This window comes from Virgibacillus sp. NKC19-3 (assembly GCF_019837165.1).
Lineage (GTDB): Bacteria > Bacillota > Bacilli > Bacillales > Amphibacillaceae > Virgibacillus_L > Virgibacillus_L saliphilus.
On sequence record NZ_JAGYHC010000001.1, the window covers coordinates 1,089,023 to 1,109,838 of the forward strand.

Genomic DNA, 20,816 nt, shown 5'->3' on the forward strand with positions numbered 1-20,816 from the left:
CCTACTCTGTTCATAAGATGAATCAAAAACTGCATAAGTTCGGGGATCCGCCATGGAAAAAGACGGAGAAATAGGAAACAGGGTCTGGGCATGATACAATACGGGAAAAATGGTAAAGAGGTGCAGAAATGGATCTTCAGAGCTACTTGACACTTGATGCTACAGCGATGGCAGAGCTAGTAAAGATGGGAGAAGTAACACCGAAAGAGTTGCTGGAATTGAGTTTTCAGCAACTGGAAGCGGTCAATCCGGCATTAAATGCAGTGACACATACAAGAAAGGAAAAAGCTTTAGCAGAGGCAGAGCGAATGCAAGCAACGGATGCGCCATTCGGCGGTGTACCAATGTTATTGAAAAACCTCTCCCAAAGTCTACAAGGGGAGCCACTTACGTCCGGATCACAGTTGTTCATGTCTACCGTTTCCGAACATGATTCCAATATGGTGAAAAAATTCCGAGAGGCTGGTTTTCAATTTATCGGACATACCAACACACCGGAATTCGGATTGAAGAATATAACCGAGCCTGATTTGCATGGACCAACAAGAAATCCATGGGACTCACATCGTTCTCCGGGTGGCTCCAGCGGGGGATCTGCAGCAGCGGTTGCAGCAGGGATCGTCCCATTAGCAGGTGCCAGTGACGGAGGCGGATCTATTCGAATACCGGCATCGTTTACCGGATTGTTTGGCTTAAAGCCAACTCGTGGACGCACACCGGTAGGACCAGGGGCTGGACGTCAGTGGCAAGGTGCATCGATTGATTTTGTACTAAGTCGCAGTGTTCGAGATAGTGCTGCAATCCTTGATGAGCTTCAAATTGTCCAGCCGGAAGCAGCATTTCATACCCCGCTATTTCCGGGAAGTTATAATGAAGCGATGCCGCATCCATTTGAGAAACCGCTCCGTATCGCATACAATATGACATCTCCTGTCGGTACTCCTGTTTCGGAAGAGGCGAAATACGCCGTTGAGAAAACAGTGAAGTGGATGGAAAGTCAGGGGCATATCGTGGAGGAGAAAGAAAATGGCGTTGACGGCATCCAATTAATGAAGGATTATTATCTGATGAATAGTGGAGAGATTTCTTCTCTTGTAGGGCAATTAGAAAAAGGTATCGACCGGGCTATCACAGCGGATGATGTGGAAATTGAAACATGGGTTCTGCATCAGGCCGGCAAGTCTGTTTCTGCTGCGGAGTTCTCGGCAAGCCTATCTTCATGGGACAGCGCAGCAGCACAAATGGCTCATCTACATGAAACGTATGATTTTTATATCACACCAGCTTCCGCATATACAGCACCAAAAGTTGGGGAACTAACATATACAAGAAAGGAACAGCAGGAAATGCGCTTGCGGATTGATGAGATGGACAAGCAGGAGCAGCAGGATCTTATATACGATATGTTTTTGCCAAGCCTAACGTATACGCCATTCACCCAACTTGCTAATTTAACTGGACAACCAGCAATGTCCGTGCCGGTTCATCTATCGGATGATGGGCTTCCTATAGGCGTCCAAGTAATGGCATCCAAAGGAAAAGAGAATCGATTACTACAGCTCGCTTATCAGCTGGAGCAAAGTGAGTTGTGGATTACAAAAAGGCCGTTGGTTCAACAAGATAAAGTGATAAGGTGACGGCGGTCTCCTGTAGAAGAGAGAGGTTAAAGTTCATCCTCTCTCTTTTTTTGATAGCCGTAGGTGATGACTTCAGCCGAATGAATTGATACTAAAGGTTTCTCTTTCTCTTTCATTAGCCTCGCTCGTTTGTTCGTTTTTTCTCTAATTCCTTCTCTTGAAATTTTGATAATCTCCCGCCAGATCTTCACCGTATATGTTAATTATCGACGTGGCAGCCGGTGGTCCACTGTAGATTGTAACTCCAATAATGTATAAAAGCTGATTTCCCCATCTTTGATTTTCACTTTACAAATGAGTTGGAAATATCATTATAGGTACGCTTCCAATAAAGCTGTTTGCAGAAAAATAGCAGGGGAAGACTCCTTATAGGTACAAATGATCTTTTATATTTGTTTTTTTGTCTGATAATATGGTGTTGATTACAATAGGTAATAAATTCCAATTTTCCATAAAGGAGGTTAATATTATGGATAGATTCGAAATGCTCGTTGATGAATGTCAAACAAAACTAGGACGCGATTTGTCCCAAAAGGAACTGGAATGGGTCAAATGGGTTGTGGATAGGGAAAAAGACGAGTGAACATGAGGATAATACTTTAAACGGGAGAGAGCGCGTTCAAATCGGGAGACAGCGCATCGAAATCGGGAAAGCGAGCACTCAAATCGGGAGACAGCGCTCCGAAATCGGAAAAGCGAGCATTCAAACCGGGAGACAGCGCATCGAACTCGGGAGAGCGAACACCCAAATCGGGAGACAGCGCACCGAAATCGGGAGAGCGAGCGTTCAAACCGGGAGACAGCGCATCGAACTCGGGAAAGCGAGCACCGAAATCGGGAGACAGCACTCCGAAATCGGGAAAGCAAACGTTTAAATCGGGAGACTGTACTTCTAATACCAAAAGGTACTATGATTAATAAATTTCAATACGCCCCCATCCAAGCCGTAATAAATTCTACTATTTCCATTATTTCTACTTCAATTTTCCTATTTAAATTCTTATACATCCCCTATATAATAGGCGTTACGTAATATTATTATTTACACATTATTGTCGGAATATTACCGTTATAGGCACAAGAAGGGAGAATTATCAATGGATAAGAAAAAAGGCGTTTTTCAACGTTCTTTGGACGGGATAGAAACGGTTGGAAATAAATTACCGCATCCGGTCACATTGTTTGCTATTTTAGCATTATTAGTTGTTCTTCTTTCCGCGGCTTTAGCTCCATTGGGGATTAGTGTGGAGCACCCTGGTGAAGAAGGTGAAATGGTCGAGATTAACAACTTACTGAGCGCTGATGGTATTCAATATATTTTTACCAGTATGACGGATAACTTCATTGGTTTCGCACCACTTGGAGTTGTGCTTGTAACGATGCTTGGTATAGGTGTTGCAGAACATACAGGATTAATTAGTGCAGTATTGCGGGGGTTTGTTTTAGCTGTACCCAATCGTTTGATCACGGCTGGTTTGGTATTTGCTGGTATTATGTCCAGTGTTGCTTCAGATGCGGGCTATGTTGTCCTGCCGCCACTTGGAGCTTTAATATTTGCCGCACTTGGACGACATCCATTAGCCGGTCTTGCTGCAGCGTTTGCAGGAGTTTCCGCAGGATTTAGTGCAAACTTATCTTTATCTGCGACAGATGCTATGCTTGGGGAAATGACAATAGACGCAGCATCGATTATTGACCCGGCTTATGCAGAAACGATGAACATTGCGATGAACTGGTGGTTTATTGCTGTTTCCGTGTTTGTGCTAACATTCATCGGTGCCTGGGTCACAGAACGCGTAGTTGAACCCCGTTTGGGCAAGTATAAAGGTGAAAAAACAGAGGATCTGGAAGGACTTACTTCCGTTGAGAAAAAAGGTCTGGTTTGGTCCGGTGTTGCATTAGTCATTGGATTGATTTTGACACTATTGCTCATCATGCCGGAAAATGCACCAATGCGCGGGGATGATGGTGGAATTGTTCAATCTCCATTTATGGATTCATTAGTACCTGTTATTGCGGCTTTATTCTTTATTCCAGGCCTTGTCTATGGAAAAATAACCAAAGTGATTCGTAATGACAAGGATGTTGCAAATCAAATGACGGATACCATGGCTTCCATGGGTATGTTCATTGTATTAGCGTTTACGGCAGGTCAATTCGTTGCTTTTTTCTCGGAGTCCAATATCGGAATGGTTCTTGGCGTTTATGGTGCTGAATTCTTACAAAGTATCAATCTTTCCGGAATTCCATTAATTCTATTATTTATCTTAATTGCTGCATTCATCAATTTATTTATGGGTAGTGCCTCAGCTAAATGGGCCATGATGGCACCGGTGTTTGTGCCGATTATGATGCAGCTTGGTTATTCACCGGAGCTTACGCAAATGGCGTATCGTATCGCAGACTCAACAACCAATATTATTACACCATTAATGACCTATTTTGCGATTATTATTGCATTTGCTCAGCAGTATGATAAGAAAATGGGAATTGGAACGTTAATTTCTGTTATGCTTCCTTATTCCATTTACTTCCTTATTGGTTGGACAATTGTACTTGTCATCTGGATGCTCGTAGGGATACCACTAGGACCGGGTTCTTCAATCCTATATTAATATAGAGAAACTCTTTCCTTTCTTTGTAGTTGGGAAAGAGTTTTTGTATAGTCTATGAAAATATCAACATAAGGTTGAAAATCATTCATTCGTTCGGATAAGGTTGCAAGTCCCGAGACTGTGTGTAGATGCTCGCTCTACCGGAAAAATTTGGATAAAAATTGATAAATGTCTACGAAAGCCGAATAAGCGCTCACGAACGCCGAAGCAGCATCCGCCAGAGCCGAACAAGCGTCCACGAAGGCCGAAGCAGCACCCGCCAAAGCCGAACAAGCGCCCACGAAAGCTGAAGCAGCGCCCGCTAGAGCCGAACAAGCGCCCCCGAACGCCGAAGCAGCATCCGCCAAAGCCGAATAAGCGCTCACGAACGCCGAAGCAGCACCCGCCAAAGCCGAACAAGCGCCCCCGAACGCCGAAGCAACGCCCGCCAAAGCCGAACAAGTGCGCACGAAGACCGAAGCAGAGTCTGCCAAAGCCGAATAAGCGCCCACGAACGCCGAAGCAGCATCCGCCAAAGCCGAACAAGCGTCCACGAAAGCCGAAGCGCCCGCCAAAGCTGAACAAGCGCCCCCGAAAGCCGAAGCAGCGCCCGCCAAAGCCGAACAAGCGCCCACGAAGGCCGAAGCAGCACCCGCCAAAGCCGAACAAGCGCCCACGAAAGCTGAAGCAGCGCCCGCTAGAGCCGAACAAGCGCCCCCGAACGCCGAAGCAGCGCCCGCTAGAGCTGAACAAGCGCCCCCGAAGGCCGAAGCAGCACCCGCCAAAGCTGAACAAGCGCCCCCGAAAGCTGAAGCAGCATCCGCCAGTGCCAAACAAATGCGCACGAATTCAAATCCGGGTTCGAACTTTTCCATATGTTGAATGGAAAGAACAGCTCCGATGACTTCCTTTTTTTATGTATAAAAATCTCTTTATCTGCTAATACTAGGTTTTAGATTCTTTGATTATCCGCTTTTACTTCACAAGTCTTTTCTTGTATAGTAATAGTAGGTATTTAACGTAAAATTTCGACCCTTAGAGAGGAGTCTGGAATCATGCCGGAAACAGCTATTTATAATGAGAAAATTGAACATGTACGAATGAACATAAATAAAGTGATGATTGGCAAAGAGGAGGAAGTAACTCTCAGCTTAGTCGCATTATTGGCACAAGGTCATGTGTTGCTTGAAGATGTTCCGGGTGTCGGGAAAACGATGCTTGTTCGTACGTTGGCTAAATCATTAGATTGTGATTTTAGAAGAATTCAGTTTACGCCGGATTTATTACCTTCTGATGTGACAGGGATTTCCATCTATAATCCAAAAGAGATGGAATTTGAGTTTCGTGGTGGGCCAATTCTGGGAAATGTTATACTTGCTGATGAGATTAACCGTACATCACCAAAGACACAATCATCGCTGCTTGAAGGGATGGAAGAGAAAAATGTGACCATAGACGGGCAGACCATCTCGCTCCAGCAGCCCTTTTTTGTTATGGCAACCCAAAACCCGATTGAATATGAGGGGACGTACCCGCTTCCGGAAGCACAATTGGATCGTTTCATTTTAAAGTTGAAAATGGGATATCCAGCGTTTGAAGAGGAGCTGGAAATGCTGGGACGCACGTCCAAAAATCATCCAATTGAAACAATTGATGCTGTCATGTCCAAGGAACAATTGATTGCTATTCAAGAAGAAGTGAAAGAGGTTTATATTGATAAAAATGTACAACATTACATTATCCATCTTGTAGGTAATACGAGGACCAATCCATCCATTTACCTTGGGGTCAGTCCCAGAGGATCCATTGCATTAATGCGCACAGCAAAGGCGTACGCTTATATACAAGGGCGAAATTATGTGCTGCCTGATGATGTGAAATTTTTAGCCCCTTTTGTGTTGTCCCACCGGATTATATTAACGTCACAAGCCAAATACGAAAGTATGAGCAGTGAGCAGGTTGTGGAAAGTATAGTGAAACACACGCCTATTCCGATTCGAAAGGAATTTCCTTAATGAAGGATTCACTTCGGTTTCTTGGTAATTTCATTTTTACTCTAGCGTTATTTCTTCTCCTATTTTCTTTTGCTATGTTTCAGGGTGGTTTCATAAGCTGGTTTCTCTTTTATAGCTTCCTGCCAATCTTTCTCTATCATTTGGGGTTTCTACTTTATCCGATTCGAAATTGGAAGGTTACACGTCATCTATCACAACACGTTATTCGAGCAGGTGATGGAGTGTCTGTAACCATTATATTGGAGCGATCGCTTCCATTCCCGCTATATTATTGTATTTGTGAGGAAATTTTTCCTGATACATTAAATAGCGAAGATGATCGGGAAAATACGTATCGCTATATGGCTCAACTGAATAAATTCACTTTTCACAGAAAAATGAAAAAGGTAATCTTCCCATTCATGAGGCGGGTAATTGAGATCCCGTACCAAATAGAACGTGTTCCGCGCGGGGAGCATCAACTAACGCATATTCGAATTCGAACCGGGGACGTGTTTGGTTTTGTGAAAAAGGAACATCTATTTGATGTTGCAGACCAACTCGTGGTCTATCCGAATGTACGCCCCATAAATATGACAGAAAAGATAAGCAGCTCTGAACAAGGGGATGCTACTGCCTATACATTAACTGTCAAAAATACGAATGTTGTATCAGGAATTCGCGAATATATGCCGGGCGATAAAGTATCCTGGATTGATTGGAAACAAACAGCGCGAAAAAATGAGGTAATGACAAAGGAATTTGAACTGGAAGAAAGCACTGGTATCTTGCTTGTTTTAGACAGTTGCTATTATGAGGGGATGAACCAGATTGCATTTGAGGCAGCAGTCGAGGTAACTGCTTCATTAATGGAAGGCCTTCGCAAACAATATAGGACAGTTGGCTTATTATCCATTGGTGCGAAAGTCGTTCATTTGCCCATGCGTCATGATCCAAACCAAGGAGATTTTATACGTCAACATTTAACCCGTATTCAGCCTGTAAGTTATCAGCCTTTTGCAATTAAGCTAAAAGAAGAACTGTTTAAGGTGGATGGTGGGAATGTTGTCATGATTGTAACAACGAGGATAGATAATGGCGTTAAGGAATCAGTGACCAAGCTCAAACAACGGTCCAAAAGGGTCATGATGGTTCTTATTCAATCTGCCGAGATGATCTCACAGAACGAGCAGATGCTTATAGGGCAACTTCAGCTTGAAGGTGTTGATTGTCGAATGTTAACCGAAAAGGAGTTAATGGAAAATCCGATTGAGGTGAGCGGCACATGAGTAGATTAAAAGAGAAAAAAGCGTCATGGCCCTATACCTTTATGTTGTATGGTTGCGGTTTGTTATTGTTTTTGGAATGGCTTTATCCCGTTCCGGATGTTACGTATACAAGTGGCCTAACCGTGTTTATTATTTATGCATTGTTTTGTTTTATGATTTCGATGCTTCGGATGAAATGGTGGATCGAATGTTTATTAAAAGGGTTTGGACTACTGTTTGCTCTCAATGGCTTATTTATTGATTCTACGTTTCTTACAGGAATATGGTTTCAAGCGTTGTATATGGATCTTTCTTATAATCTAGAAGCAATTCTAGCACAGCAATGGTACAATATGACACCATTATTCCGAAGCTTTTTATTCCTATTATTAATCGGCTTAATGAGCTACCTGCTGCATTATTGGTTTGTTGTCATGAAGCGGATTTTTCTATTTGTTTTGCTCACGTTTATTTATTTAGCTGTACTGGATACTTTTACCGTTTATGATGGTGACATGGCGATGGTGAGAACCTTTATTATTTCCTTCATCGCGTTAGGTATCGCTAATGTTATGAAAGAGTTGGATAAGGAATCCATTGATTTCTCCTGGATCAAAAAGACGCCAATATGGGCAATACCGCTAGTAGTCACGGTTCTTATTGCCTCGTTGATCGGTTATGCGGCACCGAAGCTTGAGCCACAATGGCCGGATCCGGTTCCGTTTATTCAAAGCACTGCGGAAAATGCCGGTTATCATGGTGCTGGCGGAGGCTCTGTCCAGAAGGTCGGTTACGGCGAAGATGATTCACGCCTTGGTGGCTCCTTCGTTCAAGATTATACACCTGTATTTGAAGCTTCTGTCTCAGAAGAACATTATTGGCGGATTGAAACCAAGGATGTATACACCGGGGAAGGCTGGGAAAATGCCGAGGATCCTGATTACCTCTCACAAAATGCCGGAGAGATTTCACTGGAGACATTTGATACAGATGCTGTTGAAACAGAAAGCTTAGAAGCAATGGTTGATTTTCAAGAAGATACAGCAATCGATAAATTAATCTATCCATACGGAACGCATCACGTATACGCAACGGGAGCGCAGTATTTGATGGATCCACATTCGGAAGCGATTGAAACAAGGATAAATGATGAACCTGCAAACTTGGATAATTACACCATTTCCTATGATCATCCATCATTTGCTATTGATGAACTTCAGGAGACGGGAAATGATGATCCGGAAGATATTCAAGAGCGGCATACACAACTTCCATCTTCCCTCCCGGATCGAGTCGGTGAATTAGCAGAGGAAATTACAGCTACGTATGATGATCGTTACGGTAAAGCAAAAGCAGTGGAGCGGTATTTCGGCCAAAATGGATTTGAATATCAAACAACCGATGTTCCTGTCCCTGAAGAAGATGAGGATTACGTGGATCAATTTTTATTCGACTCCCAAGTAGGCTATTGTGATAATTACTCGACATCAATGGTCGTATTACTGCGAACACTTGATATACCCGCAAGATGGGCGAAAGGTTTTACCAGTGGTGAAATGATTGAAAGTAGCGCAGATGACTCAACCGATGTCTATGAAGTAACGAATGCCAATGCACACTCCTGGGTTGAGGTGTACTTTCCAGATGTTGGTTGGGTACCATTTGAGCCAACACAGGGGTTCTCTAACTTGTCTGATTTCCACAGAAATATGGATGATGCTTCAGGTGAAAATCAAGATGACGTCATGGATCAAACGCCGGAAACAGAAGAGAACGAGCCAGAGCCAGAATTGCCTGAAGAGGAAGAAGAGACTCAACCTGCGATGGCTGAAGATACTACAGATGATGCATCTTCTACGTTCCATTGGTGGTATGTGAGTGGAATGGTCGTTATATTAATCATCGTGGGCACGGTTATGTATAAAAAACGATTACGCTGGCAAACGTATTTGCTGGGAAAGCGATTAGAGAAAAGACAAAATGTGAAAACATACCAAGAAGCGTATCATCATTTATTGAGAGTTCTGCAGCACGTTGGACTGGAAAAAGAACCTGATCAAACATTGCGTGAATACGCCAAACACATGGATGCACGTTACGAAACAGATGAGATGACGCAGCTAACAGCCTATTATGAACAAGTGTTATATAATAATAAAGCGGATACGCGTAGTATGCAGCAGCTAACGCAATTATGGAAAAATTTAATCAAACGGATAATGGGTTGACCCGGTTTGCGTTGATTAGTAGAATAAGAAGATATTACAAATGAAATAATAAATACGCCGTTCGTATATCCTCGAAAATATGGTTCGAAAGTTTCTACCGGAGCACCGTAAATGCTCTGACTATGAAGGCAGATCTCTCCTGGACTCTGTCTTTTTGGCAGTTAAGAAAGTATAAAACCTTTCTTAACTGCATAAGTGCAACTAAGGCATACGCGTATGCCAAGTTTTTTAATAGTTTGTAATGCAAAAAGCGGGGATGCAGGATTTTTAGTGTAGTTGGCGATAGCTGATCAGAAGAGGGAGCGCATGCCTGTGAATCGGGAGACGACGCGCTTCAAACGGGAGAGAACACGTTCCAATCGGGAGAGCGTTATGAAATCGATCGAGCGCGCCACGAAATCGACCGAACGCAGAAATCCCGAGTTGGGAAAAACATCCTTAAACTGGGATACAACGCGCTACATGTGAAAGCTACTTTCCCCAATTTCCAACAAAAGCCCAACTACGGCGTAATAGATAGGAGTGTAACAATGGAAACAAACGATATGATACTCGTACTTGATTTTGGCAGTCAATACAATCAGTTAATCACAAGAAGAATAAGAGAATTTGGTGTTTATAGTGAATTGCACTCCCATCAGTTATCAGCAGAAGCGATCAGGGAAATGAATCCAAAAGGAATTATCCTTTCAGGTGGTCCGCATAGTGTTTATGATGAGGATAGCTTCCGCTGTGATAAGGAGATCTTCGAATTGGATATCCCCATCTTAGGTATCTGCTATGGCATGCAGCTCATGTCTCTCCATTATGGTGGTACCGTTGAAAAAGCAAAGAATCGGGAATATGGGAAAGCACATATTGAGCTACAAGCCGAACCGCCTCTTTTTAAACATACACCAAGTACGCAGACCGTATGGATGAGCCATGGCGACAAAGTGATCGATACGCCACCAACATTTCACATTGATGCTACAAGTCCATCTACACCAATTGCTGCCATGAGTGACCCGGAGAAAAAACGATATGGCGTTCAGTTCCATCCGGAGGTGCGTCATTCGGAATATGGCAATCATTTACTAAAGCAATTCGTTTTCGAGATTTGCCAAAGCGGTGGAGCATGGACGATTGAGAATTTTATCGATATGGAAGTGGAGAAAATTCAGGAGAAAGTCGGCGATCGTAAGGTGTTATGTGCACTAAGCGGTGGCGTTGACTCATCCGTTGTGGCAGCTTTAATTCATAAAGCAATCGGCGATCAACTTACATGTATCTTTGTCGATCATGGCCTGCTCCGGAAAAATGAAGCAGATGATGTGATGCGTGTATTTGCGGATGATTTTCATATGAATATCATTAAGGTCGATGCCAAAGATCGTTTTCTATCCAAACTAAAAGGGGTGGACGATCCGGAGAAGAAACGTCAAATCATCGGGAATGAATTTATTTATGTTTTCGATGATGAAGCAGACAAGCTAAAGGACATCGACTTTCTGGCACAGGGGACGTTGTATACCGATATCATTGAAAGTGGAACCGAAACAGCACACACCATAAAATCCCATCACAACGTTGGTGGACTGCCAGAGGATATGCAATTTGATCTGATCGAGCCATTAAATGCCCTTTTTAAGGATGAAGTTCGTGAACTTGGTTCTCAATTAGGCATACCGGATCACATCGTTTGGCGTCAGCCTTTCCCTGGCCCGGGTCTGGCAATCCGTGTACTGGGTGAAGTAACGGAAGAAAAACTGGAAATTGTTCGTGAATCCGACGCTATCTTGCGTGAAGAAATTGCTGCTGCGGGATTAGAGCGCGACATTTGGCAATATTTCACCGTACTACCGAATATTCGCAGCGTTGGCGTCATGGGGGACGTGCGTACGTATGATTACACTATCGGGATCCGTGCCGTTACTTCCATTGATGGCATGACCTCCGATTGGGCACGCATTCCCTGGGAAACCCTAGAAAAAATATCAACGAGAATGGTAAATGACGTGGAGCATATCAACCGCGTCGTGTATGATGTGACGAGTAAGCCCCCAAGTACGATTGAGTGGGAATGACCCTACAACTTAATTTGAAATGGGAAAGCTGATTTAACAGCATTTGTCCGAAGCTAAAATGGACAAAATAAGTTAAAAATAAGATAGTTCCCTGCCAAGAAAAAACTTTGGCAGGGAACATTTTTCTGTGGATAACTTGGTCATATTATAATAAATGTCACTATAAAAAGTGGGAACACACTGTAATAAAACGTGAATATGACAGTATAGGGATTTTTGATTAAACTTTTGTAGAGATTATTTTTGTTTTTTTGAATAAATTGATCAATGTTGAAATGAGGCTCTACAACCTTTTAAATAATTGGCATTCAGATTATCAGAATAGCATATAGAATTAATTTTTGTATGTTAAAATGGGAGAGGTAAAAGATTGATTTAAAATAATTTTTATACCACAAACGGACCAATTAGTTGAACAATGAGAGCGTTTCGAATGAAACGAAGAGATTAGAAAAACATTAATATTTTATAACTGTGTAAATTATCTTCTGTAAGGATTATGATTAGAACACAGGCAAAACAAACGAGGTATCAATTATATAATGTTTAAGTACACAGTATGTTTTATTAAAAATAATAATGATATATTAATGCTTAACCGAGAAAAGCCTCCAATTATGGGGGTTTGGAATGGTGTAGGCGGTAAAATTGAGAAAGGTGAATCTTCCGATGAGGGTGCATTACGTGAAGTATTTGAGGAAACAGACATAAGAGTAGATAATTACTTTTCTAAAGGCACTGTATCCTGGGAATCTTCAAATGGTAACCTTGATGGAATATATGTTTATCTATATGAAGTGGGAAATGATTTAAAATTTGAAACTCCTAAAAAAACAAGAGAAGGTATATTAGATTGGAAATCAATTGATTGGTTATTAAACCCGAACAATCTAGGAACTGCGGATAAAGTTTCTCAATACTTACCAGTTCTTTTGAAGGAAAAAGGAATTTACTCGTTAAAATATGAAAATGGTAAGATGTTTATTTTATAAAAATTCCATGCCAACAAACACTTTAGTGAAAACACTATTGAATATATCTCGAAATCAAGTTTTCCGTTAAAGGAGCGCGATTGTTGAGTAAAAGTAAAGAACTATTTCTTGATAAAGCCGCATGTTTGAACGGAACAATGTGGCTTTACGGCTCCAAAAGTAAAGAACTTTATTAATACTCAACAGATGGATTACAATTTGGAAATTAGTATGTGGGTGGAACTGATATTAATTTAAATCCTAGATTCTCGGATTGTAGAACGGGGAGTATCAAACCCTTGAAAACAAAGGAATTTAACTCGTTATAAAATCAGGAACAGCAGAGAATTTACCTTTCAAGGATGAGAGTTTTGATGTTGTATACCATGTTGGAGGAATAAATTATTTTAATGATAAAGGTAAGGCAATTAGTGAGATGATAAGGATAGCTAAAAGTGGAACTAAGATTGTAATAGTAGATGAAACTGAAAAATTAGTAAATGAAACCTATAAAAAAACCCCAATAACAAAAAAGTATTATCGTGAAGAACAGAGCATAGCTGCACCTATAGAATTAATTCCAAAAGGAATGCTAGATATAAATCATAAAGTAGTTTGTCACGAGTTGATGTATTGTCTATCATTTAGAAAGCCATAATAGACATTACACTGGAGTGGGAATGAGGCTACAGCTTAACTTGAAGTGGAATGCTTATTTAACAGTATTTGTCCTAAGCTAAAATGGAAAAATAGGTTAAAAAAGATATAGTTAGCTTCTATAAAAATAGGTATTTACAACGTGATGTACATAATAATATACGTTTAAATATAAAGTGTAATCAATTATGAAAGAAAGGGAGGGATTGTCGTGTTAAGTTTCAACCCAACAAATGCAAGAAAAAACCTTTACCAATTGATTAAACAAGTTAATGAGGATAATACACCGATTGAAATAACTAACACAAAAAATGATGATGGCGCTGTTCTTGTTAGTAAAAGAGATTGGGACGCCATACAGGAAACACTTTATTTGCAAAGTACTGGGGTTCTTGATCGAATGAAACACTTTGAAAATGAAGAGACAGAGGATTTGGGTGATATTGATTGGGATACGTAATTAAAGGAATATTTTGGTATAAAGTTTTTCGAATATACAGATTATAAATATGAAGGTATTTTTTGTATATTAAAACATTGAAAGATTTTGATACTATTTATTACACGAACGAACCATTTAATGGAATAACAGTTGAATAGAAGGGACTGACTATAGCATGGAAGAACAAATACCAGATAAGAATTTATTTATGATGTGCCGTAAATTAGATAACGATGCTACAAGAGAATTACCGAACAGCTTTCATGTGCGTTATTGTAGGAAAAATGAGTTAGACCTTTGGAAGGCAATGCACTTTGATACTCCTGAACTAGCAACGAAATACTACGACTTTATGACAGCGTATTTTAACGATGTATATTTACCAAAAGGAGATTTGTTTTTCCAACGATGTATGGTTGTCTGTGATCAGGCTGATAAGCCTATAGGAACTTGTTTTTTATGGAAATCTTACAACTCAATATGGACTTTGCATTGGTTTAAGGTCTTGAAAGATTGTGAAGGGGAAGGTATAGGTAGGGCGCTACTTTCAATCGTTATGAAGAGCTTACCAGAAGATGAATACCCGGTATTTCTGCATACTCAACCAGAAAGTTACCGAGCAATCAAACTATATTCTGATTTCGGTTTTTGCTTATTATCAGATCCTCTTATAGGCAACAGGCAAAATGATTTGGATGAATGCTTGCCTGTATTGCAGAGATATATGCCACGATCAGATTTTGAAAAGCTGAAGATCTCCCGTGCACCTCAGTTTTTCCTAGATGCCGTTTGCAGTTCAAACATGAATGAATTTTAATTGGAAATTCCGTAATAATATGATTGGGCGCTAAACTGGAATAAAGGAAAGCGCCTAAATTGCCATTGTAGAGCCATTTTGCAGGATAAGATTGGAGTGAAACATAATGGTAACTGTCGATAATATAATTCAAGATATAACAAAAGAACTAGATGGACTGCCAGGTGTGGTAGGAATTGTGTTAGGTGGATCCAGGGCAAGAGAAACACATAATTCGGATTCTGATATAGATATTGGAATTTACTATGATGAATCAAAAGGGTTCAATACAAATGATATCGAAAAATCAGCATTCAATCTTAATGACGAAAAAAAAGACCATCTAATCACATCCTTAGGTGAATGGGGCGAATGGATAAATGGCGGCGGCTGGTTAGTTGTGCATGAATACCATGTAGATCTCATATTTCGTGATATCAAACGAGTCAGCAAGGTTATTGATGACTGTCTGTCAGGTGCTGTATCCATTCATTATCAAACGGGGCATCCACATGGTTATTTGAATGTCATGTATATGGGGGAATTAGCCGTTTGTAATATTTTATCTGACCCTGAAGGCAAACTAAGTGAATTGAAAAAGAAAACGGAACCTTATCCCGAGAAATTGAAAAAAGCGATGATCCAGTATTTTTCTTTTGAAGCTTCATTTTCCCTTATGTTTATGGAAGCCAATGCGAATAAGGACGATATTTCGTATGTGATGGGCCATTGTTTTCGAAGTATTTCTTGTTTAAATCAAGTTCTCTTTGCGAAAAACGAAGTGTATTGTATCAATGAAAAGAAAGCTGTGGCCATGATCCAAAATTTCCCGCTAAAGCCTACGGACTATAAAAAACGAATCGATGATTTTATTTCTCTGCTTTCAGCGGATGGTGAAAAGGCGGAAAAAGCAGTGAAGAAGTTAAAAGAACTAATCACTGAAACAGAAGCATTATAACTATTAAATATAAGGGCGCAATTGTTGAAAAAAAGGGTATACATTGGGGATGTTTTACCCCCATAAAGTTAGAATAGAATCTGATCTTAAGGGTGTTTTTATATGGCTAAATATATTTGTAAACTTTAAAAGAATCAATTAACAGGAATGTGAATGCAAAAGAATAAAACATACTTTATTGGTATATATACGAGCATAGAGATGGTATATATCACGCCATAAGTAACAAGCATCATGTTTCCTCGATATTCGTACGATAAACTATTGAATACAAAACCAAGCATAACGATATCTGGGCAATAAAACCTGAAAATTAAATGGATTGAATTTGCTTTATTTCATCGAAGTAAAAACACATATATTTGTAATGCAGTATAATACCGGTTTTGTTTTAAATAGGAATTGCAACGTTAATACGGTACTAACCCGAGTGAGCCAGTTCATGAAAATAATTGTGTACAGTACGCATTGGTTTGTCTCTCTTGAATGAGTTATTTTTTATTTATAAGGACAATGGTACCACAGAAGCCGACAATACCCCATACCGCTAAATTAACGTAATTTCCGGTACTTGCAGCGAAGGTTGAGGTTGCCAAAGCATCTCGCATTACTTCAGCCATCGAATACAAGGGCAAAAAATCATGGACGTTTTGAAGCCATGCAGGAAGCCGCTCCATAGGAAAATTGATAGGTGCAAACATAAGCGATCCAAAGGCAAGCACATTAGAAAGCACCATTGATAGTTGCGGAGGTAATAGATAAGAAAATCCATAACCGATGCCTATTGACGTGAAGGCTGTTAACAAAAGTGCCGGAACAAGGTTCCATGTAACATCATATCCTGGATGAAACATGAAGTGGGCAACTAAGATCGAAATGACAATACCTGGAATCGCTACGATCAACCATATTAATGTGTCCGCCACAAGGATAATACCTCTATTTACTGGCCAAGTACGTAAAAATTGGTGATACCCTTCCGTTTTGGAGGTAGCAATTTGTTGGGGCAAAAGAACGACCCCTGTAAGAATTAACACTATGGTGGGAGCCCCGGTTGCTAAATAAAGTAAAGATTCCGTGTTTGAATTGCCAATTAAATAGGTGAAACCTATCACAATTCCTAGTGAAATGATCATTTGAAGAATCATGTAGTAAGGCAGGTAGCCAAAACTCTTATTAAATTGCATTTGAAACACGTACTTGAAGTCGTTGAAAGTTACCATTAAAAAATCCCCCTTTGTTGAAACCAATTAAAACTCTAGGTTCTGTGACGTTTAAAAGATATTTCACCAGCTTCCTGATATCATTTAATGATGTCTCTCTGCTGAATAAATAACCCCGTCAAAACGGGAAATCCTGCCGCATAAGCGATTAGTACAAATATAGCTTGAGTTCCATCTACAATGTCGATTGCGTCTATAGCAATATCCTTTATGAAGGATGGAATAAATGTGTTAGCTAAAGAATCAGCATTCACGCCTGGCAATACCCTTGCAATATTCTCAATCACTTCTGACTGTGCAGCAGCTCCACTAATCATACCTTCCAAAACATTTAACCTCTTCGGTTGATGAATAAAAACAGTCTTAAAAGTTCCCCACTTAAATTCACTACCAATAATGAAATATAAGGCTACCAACGCCTCTAATCCCTTCATGGTTTTCCAATGGGCTTCCCAGAATCCGTCAGCTTCCTTACATTCATAATCAACATTCATCATTACTTGTATAAAAGTCATACTACAACTTACATGATTCATTTCATAGAATCAGATTGTAAGATTTTAGCATTCTACAAAATCAGCGCCTCCTTCTTTAGCTGTTAATTCAACATAAACGTCTTCTAGCGTCTTTGGCGATAAGGAGTAGTCCAATATATTACCTTGTTTCAACCGAAATTCTGCCCATTCTATGGCTGTTGAGACGGATGACTCATCCAGTGAGTAAATAACATTTGCCCCATTTCGATGTGTGGATATGGACCAGTCATGATCTTCGTGGCGATCAAATATGGATAACAAGTTAATTTCCAGACGTTTTTGATCCGTTACCTTTCTTTTCACTTCAGGAACAGTACCCTTCGCGGCAAACTGTCCGTTATGTAATATTGCTAGTCGGTCCACCGCCTTTTCTGCCTCAATGACATTATGGGTGACCAGGATAACCGAGGTTCCATCATTCGTTAATTCACGTATCACGTCCCAAAGATACCTTCGTCTCGTTGGATCCACATCATTAGTAGGTTCATCCAATATGACAAGTTTTCCAGGTTGGATAAGGGCCATGCAAAAAACTGTTAACCTGCGAATCCCTCCAGAAAGTTTGACGCCGTGCGTATGAGCCCATTTTCCAATATCCAATCTTTCGAATAACATATCCATCCGTTGCTTGACTTCTTTTTTACCTCCGCCTCTCATTTTTCCCATCGTTGAAACAGCTTGAGCGGGCGTTAAAAAACCAAGTTGAAATTCTGATTGCGGTTGTAATGAACAAAGCGAACGTGCTCGCTTCGGAAACTTCTGTACCGATTTACCATGTAGGGTTATATTTCCACTTGTAGGTGTCAATGTCCCCATTATTTGATGGATCAGTGTAGTTTTTCCAGCACCATTATGACCCAAAAGACCAAATATTTCTCCTTTGTCTATACCAAACGTGAGATGATCATTTGCAACGATTTGGGATTTGCGAGTATCATTGTAAATTTTCGTTATATTTTGCACATCAAGCACCATACACAATACCTCCTCGAGAAGTAGTACCTTTTACTAGTGGTGGCCACTTAAAGAATGAATCTGGATACATATGACACAACAAATTTTATAATTTAGATAACACTCTTTCTTAAAAGATACAGAGTCTTCTCCTGCATACTTCTCTAACTTCATGAACATGTGAATATATACAAAGAGTTAACTGTCATTTTCCGATTCATTTTCATAAGCGATAAATACCTGCTTTAAAAAATGAACAACTTCCTGATTCATTGGATAGAAAGCGATATCGTCTGTTAAATGTTGCAATGCTTCCCACATGTCCCCGAGTAATTGTTCATCGTTGCTAAACATCTTCTCCGCCTGTTTGGACCATCGTTCCACAAGTTGCCAAGCTTCTTTGGAATCAGGTGGCAGATGGAGGTTTTGTTTGATAGTTCGAATAACCTGCATCCATTCTCGGACGTCTTCTTCCTTCATCTGCGCAGGATTCATGTTTGTGATCTTTTTTATGTCATCTTCGTTTAGGTATTCATGGTATGGTTGTAAAATATTGGATGAGTCCTGTTGATACAACTGAATAATTTGAAAAATAACGGACCAGTTTGCTTCACCTTCGAAATCGATCGAATAGGAGACCCCGAGGAGTGCTTCCTCTAACGTCTGTAAACGCTCCTGTTCCCGTCGGACATAATCCAATTGCTCTTGTATCGATTCCTGCCATGTTGTACTCGGCTGTTCCAAAATGTTTTTAATGTGTCCGAGCGAGAAACCCATATATTTCATCGCTAAAACACGTTCCAACTTAAGCACATCATCGTCACTGTATAAACGATGTCCGCCATCCGTTTTGGAGGAGGGGGAGATCAAGTGGATCTCATCATAATAATCCAGTGTCCTGACGGTCACCCCTGTGTGCTTTGACAATTCCCCGATGGTATACATGTGATCGTCCTTTCTTCGATTTTTTTCTATTATAATACATCACGTAACGTGCGATTCAAGAGCTAAACACGGGAAAATACACCATATTTGTTTGCATACTTTTCCACCATCGGTTGATGCTTTAACACAGCAGTCGATACCGATACCCCACTCCCATGATCTAACGGCACATCATTGTCCGAAAAAATCCTCCTCATTAGAAGTCCCAACCATTAAAACGTGTCAAACAAAACAAAACCTGTTAATCAAGATCAACAGCTGAAAAAGAAAGACCTCATATATAAGGGGGTAAATCAAGTCGAGTAAGGAAAAATTACTTAGGAATAATATAGTTCCCTGCCAAAAATAAAATTTGGTAGGGAACTTTTTTGGATATACGGATATACATGGTTATCACGTGGAATTAATTTTTTATGTTAGAATCGTATTGGAAGATTCTAACACCTTTTTATTACACAACCAGGTCATTTAATGAAACAGGGAAACCTTCTTTAAAACAGTACAGGAGTATAAAGGATCTGGCTCAATATGTAACAATTTATTTTACAACTTTTAAACAGGAGAAAAATAATGATAGAAATTAGAAAATATCTTAATTTTATGAACGAAGTTGAAGGATTGAAGTCTGTCACAAGGACTTCTTGGATGCAATCGGGTCGTCAAGAAAGTACAGCTGAACATTCATGGAGATTAGCACTTTTTGTATCCATCACCGCTAAGCATTTTCCAGAATTAGATTACGAAAAAGTCCTGTTTATAAGTTTAATTCATGATCTCGGTGAACGTTACAGTGGAGATCAATCAGCAGTATTATTATCAGATAAACAAAAGAAAACAAGAGAAGAAAAGGTGGCAATTGAAAAGTTAGCATCTTATCTGCCATCTGAAGCAGGTAAGCAAATCATTGATGTTTGGGAGGAATATGAGGAGGGTGTAACGAAAGAAGCGGTTTTCGTGAAAGCACTTGATAAGGCTGAAACCATCATACAGCATAATCAGGGTCAAAATCCTTCTGACTTTAACTATGAATTTAATCTCACATATGGCCTGAAATATTTTGAAGAAGGTGCTTTTTTAAAAAGCTTAAGAGCGGAATTGGATAGGGAGACAAGAAACGAATTAGACAAATAACGCATTCTCATTTCAAATAAAACGAAAGGGGGTTAATACTGCAGGATTTTATGTGAAGTGGTCTTCCGGACACTTATCGCAAATAAGGTAAGTGCCATTTTTTATAGAATAAGGGGGATTGAGTAGATTGAATTAATTGATATTAATGGTTGAACAAGAATGAAGAAACAAAAAATAGAAAATACAGAAATAGTTTAGACATGATCGGTTGGCTTAATGTTGACAGTCTCGTGCTTGGATTAATTGCTTGGATGCTTCCCATTAACTGGTGATTTAAAGAATAACCAAAAACTCAATTTTAGTGTTAGTCTAAAAGGTGGTAAATATAAAATAAATCATAATGGAAAAAAAGTTGATATTGGGGAATCTGATTATAAATTAGATGAACAGGTAACTATAAAGACAGAATATAGCTA

General features: G+C 40.1%; 17 protein-coding genes and 1 riboswitch. Of the genes, 12 read left to right on the plus strand and 5 right to left on the minus strand.

The window, feature by feature from the left end; translation table 11 throughout:
* The first annotated feature begins 128 nt into the window (after window positions 1-128).
* Entirely contained in the window at window positions 129-1,637 is a 1,509-nt protein-coding gene (locus tag KFZ56_RS05395; RefSeq protein ID WP_222640765.1) for an amidase, read from the plus strand.
* A gap of 599 nt (window positions 1,638-2,236) precedes the next feature.
* Here KFZ56_RS05395 and KFZ56_RS05400 read toward each other — a convergent pair.
* The gene (locus KFZ56_RS05400) at window positions 2,237-2,539 is read right to left on the minus strand and encodes a hypothetical protein (RefSeq protein ID WP_222640766.1); all 303 of its coding nucleotides are present in this window, start codon (window positions 2,537-2,539) and stop codon (window positions 2,237-2,239) included.
* 195 nt (window positions 2,540-2,734) lie between these two features.
* Here KFZ56_RS05400 and KFZ56_RS05405 point away from each other — a divergent pair, with 195 nt between their 5' ends.
* The 10 genes from KFZ56_RS05405 to KFZ56_RS05450 all read left to right on the plus strand — a co-directional run bounded on the left by KFZ56_RS05405 (window position 2,735) and on the right by KFZ56_RS05450 (window position 15,611).
* Window positions 2,735-4,252, plus strand: a complete 1,518-nt coding sequence (locus tag KFZ56_RS05405) for an AbgT family transporter (protein ID WP_222640767.1) — start codon at window positions 2,735-2,737, stop codon at window positions 4,250-4,252.
* Window positions 4,253-5,286: 1,034 nt separating this feature from the next.
* Window positions 5,287-6,246 carry an AAA family ATPase gene (locus tag KFZ56_RS05410; protein WP_222640768.1) on the plus strand — a complete coding sequence of 320 codons (960 nt, stop codon included), beginning with the start codon at window positions 5,287-5,289 and terminating at the stop codon, window positions 6,244-6,246.
* The gene (locus tag KFZ56_RS05415; RefSeq protein ID WP_222640769.1) at window positions 6,246-7,514 is read left to right on the plus strand and encodes a DUF58 domain-containing protein; all 1,269 of its coding nucleotides are present in this window, start codon (window positions 6,246-6,248) and stop codon (window positions 7,512-7,514) included. Before KFZ56_RS05410 ends, KFZ56_RS05415 begins: the two co-directional genes overlap by 1 nt.
* Window positions 7,511-9,721 (plus strand): DUF4129 domain-containing transglutaminase family protein, encoded by a 2,211-nt coding sequence (locus KFZ56_RS05420; RefSeq protein ID WP_222640771.1) that lies wholly within the window; start codon window positions 7,511-7,513, stop codon window positions 9,719-9,721. The genes KFZ56_RS05415 and KFZ56_RS05420 overlap by 4 nt, the downstream gene beginning before the upstream one ends.
* A gap of 41 nt (window positions 9,722-9,762) precedes the next feature.
* Window positions 9,763-9,864: riboswitch (purine riboswitch) on the plus strand.
* Window positions 9,865-10,251: 387 nt separating this feature from the next.
* Window positions 10,252-11,787 (plus strand): glutamine-hydrolyzing GMP synthase, encoded by a 1,536-nt coding sequence (guaA, locus tag KFZ56_RS05425; protein ID WP_222640773.1) that lies wholly within the window; start codon window positions 10,252-10,254, stop codon window positions 11,785-11,787.
* Window positions 11,788-12,329: 542 nt separating this feature from the next.
* Window positions 12,330-12,779, plus strand: a complete 450-nt coding sequence (locus KFZ56_RS05430) for an NUDIX hydrolase (RefSeq protein WP_010530566.1) — start codon at window positions 12,330-12,332, stop codon at window positions 12,777-12,779.
* Window positions 12,780-13,083: 304 nt separating this feature from the next.
* Complete coding sequence (locus tag KFZ56_RS20015; protein WP_222643901.1) at window positions 13,084-13,416, plus strand: class I SAM-dependent methyltransferase; 333 nt, start codon at window positions 13,084-13,086, stop codon at window positions 13,414-13,416.
* 210 nt (window positions 13,417-13,626) lie between these two features.
* Window positions 13,627-13,875, plus strand: a complete 249-nt coding sequence (locus KFZ56_RS05440) for a type II toxin-antitoxin system Phd/YefM family antitoxin (RefSeq protein ID WP_222640775.1) — start codon at window positions 13,627-13,629, stop codon at window positions 13,873-13,875.
* 157 nt (window positions 13,876-14,032) lie between these two features.
* Entirely contained in the window at window positions 14,033-14,674 is a 642-nt protein-coding gene (locus tag KFZ56_RS05445) for a GNAT family N-acetyltransferase (protein WP_222640777.1), read from the plus strand.
* A gap of 106 nt (window positions 14,675-14,780) precedes the next feature.
* Window positions 14,781-15,611 (plus strand): nucleotidyltransferase domain-containing protein, encoded by an 831-nt coding sequence (locus KFZ56_RS05450; protein ID WP_222640779.1) that lies wholly within the window; start codon window positions 14,781-14,783, stop codon window positions 15,609-15,611.
* Between the two features lie 491 nt (window positions 15,612-16,102).
* Here KFZ56_RS05450 and KFZ56_RS05455 read toward each other — a convergent pair whose 3' ends face one another.
* The 4 genes from KFZ56_RS05455 to KFZ56_RS05470 form a co-directional block, all read right to left on the minus strand.
* Window positions 16,103-16,834: an ABC transporter permease gene (locus KFZ56_RS05455; protein WP_222640780.1), complete on the minus strand. Its 732-nt coding sequence runs from the start codon at window positions 16,832-16,834 to the stop codon at window positions 16,103-16,105.
* Between the two features lie 80 nt (window positions 16,835-16,914).
* Window positions 16,915-17,349 (minus strand): hypothetical protein, encoded by a 435-nt coding sequence (locus KFZ56_RS05460; protein WP_222640781.1) that lies wholly within the window; start codon window positions 17,347-17,349, stop codon window positions 16,915-16,917.
* Window positions 17,350-17,394: 45 nt separating this feature from the next.
* On the minus strand, window positions 17,395-18,345 hold the full coding sequence (locus tag KFZ56_RS05465) for an ABC transporter ATP-binding protein (protein ID WP_222640782.1): 951 nt from the start codon (window positions 18,343-18,345) through the stop codon (window positions 17,395-17,397).
* Between the two features lie 177 nt (window positions 18,346-18,522).
* Entirely contained in the window at window positions 18,523-19,269 is a 747-nt protein-coding gene (locus tag KFZ56_RS05470; protein ID WP_222640783.1) for a MerR family transcriptional regulator, read from the minus strand.
* Window positions 19,270-19,839: 570 nt separating this feature from the next.
* On the opposite strand from KFZ56_RS05470, the gene KFZ56_RS05475 reads away from it, so the two are divergent.
* A complete protein-coding gene (locus KFZ56_RS05475) occupies window positions 19,840-20,400 on the plus strand; it encodes an HD domain-containing protein (RefSeq protein WP_222640784.1) in 561 nt (186 codons plus the stop codon).
* The last annotated feature ends 416 nt before the right edge of the window (window positions 20,401-20,816 follow it).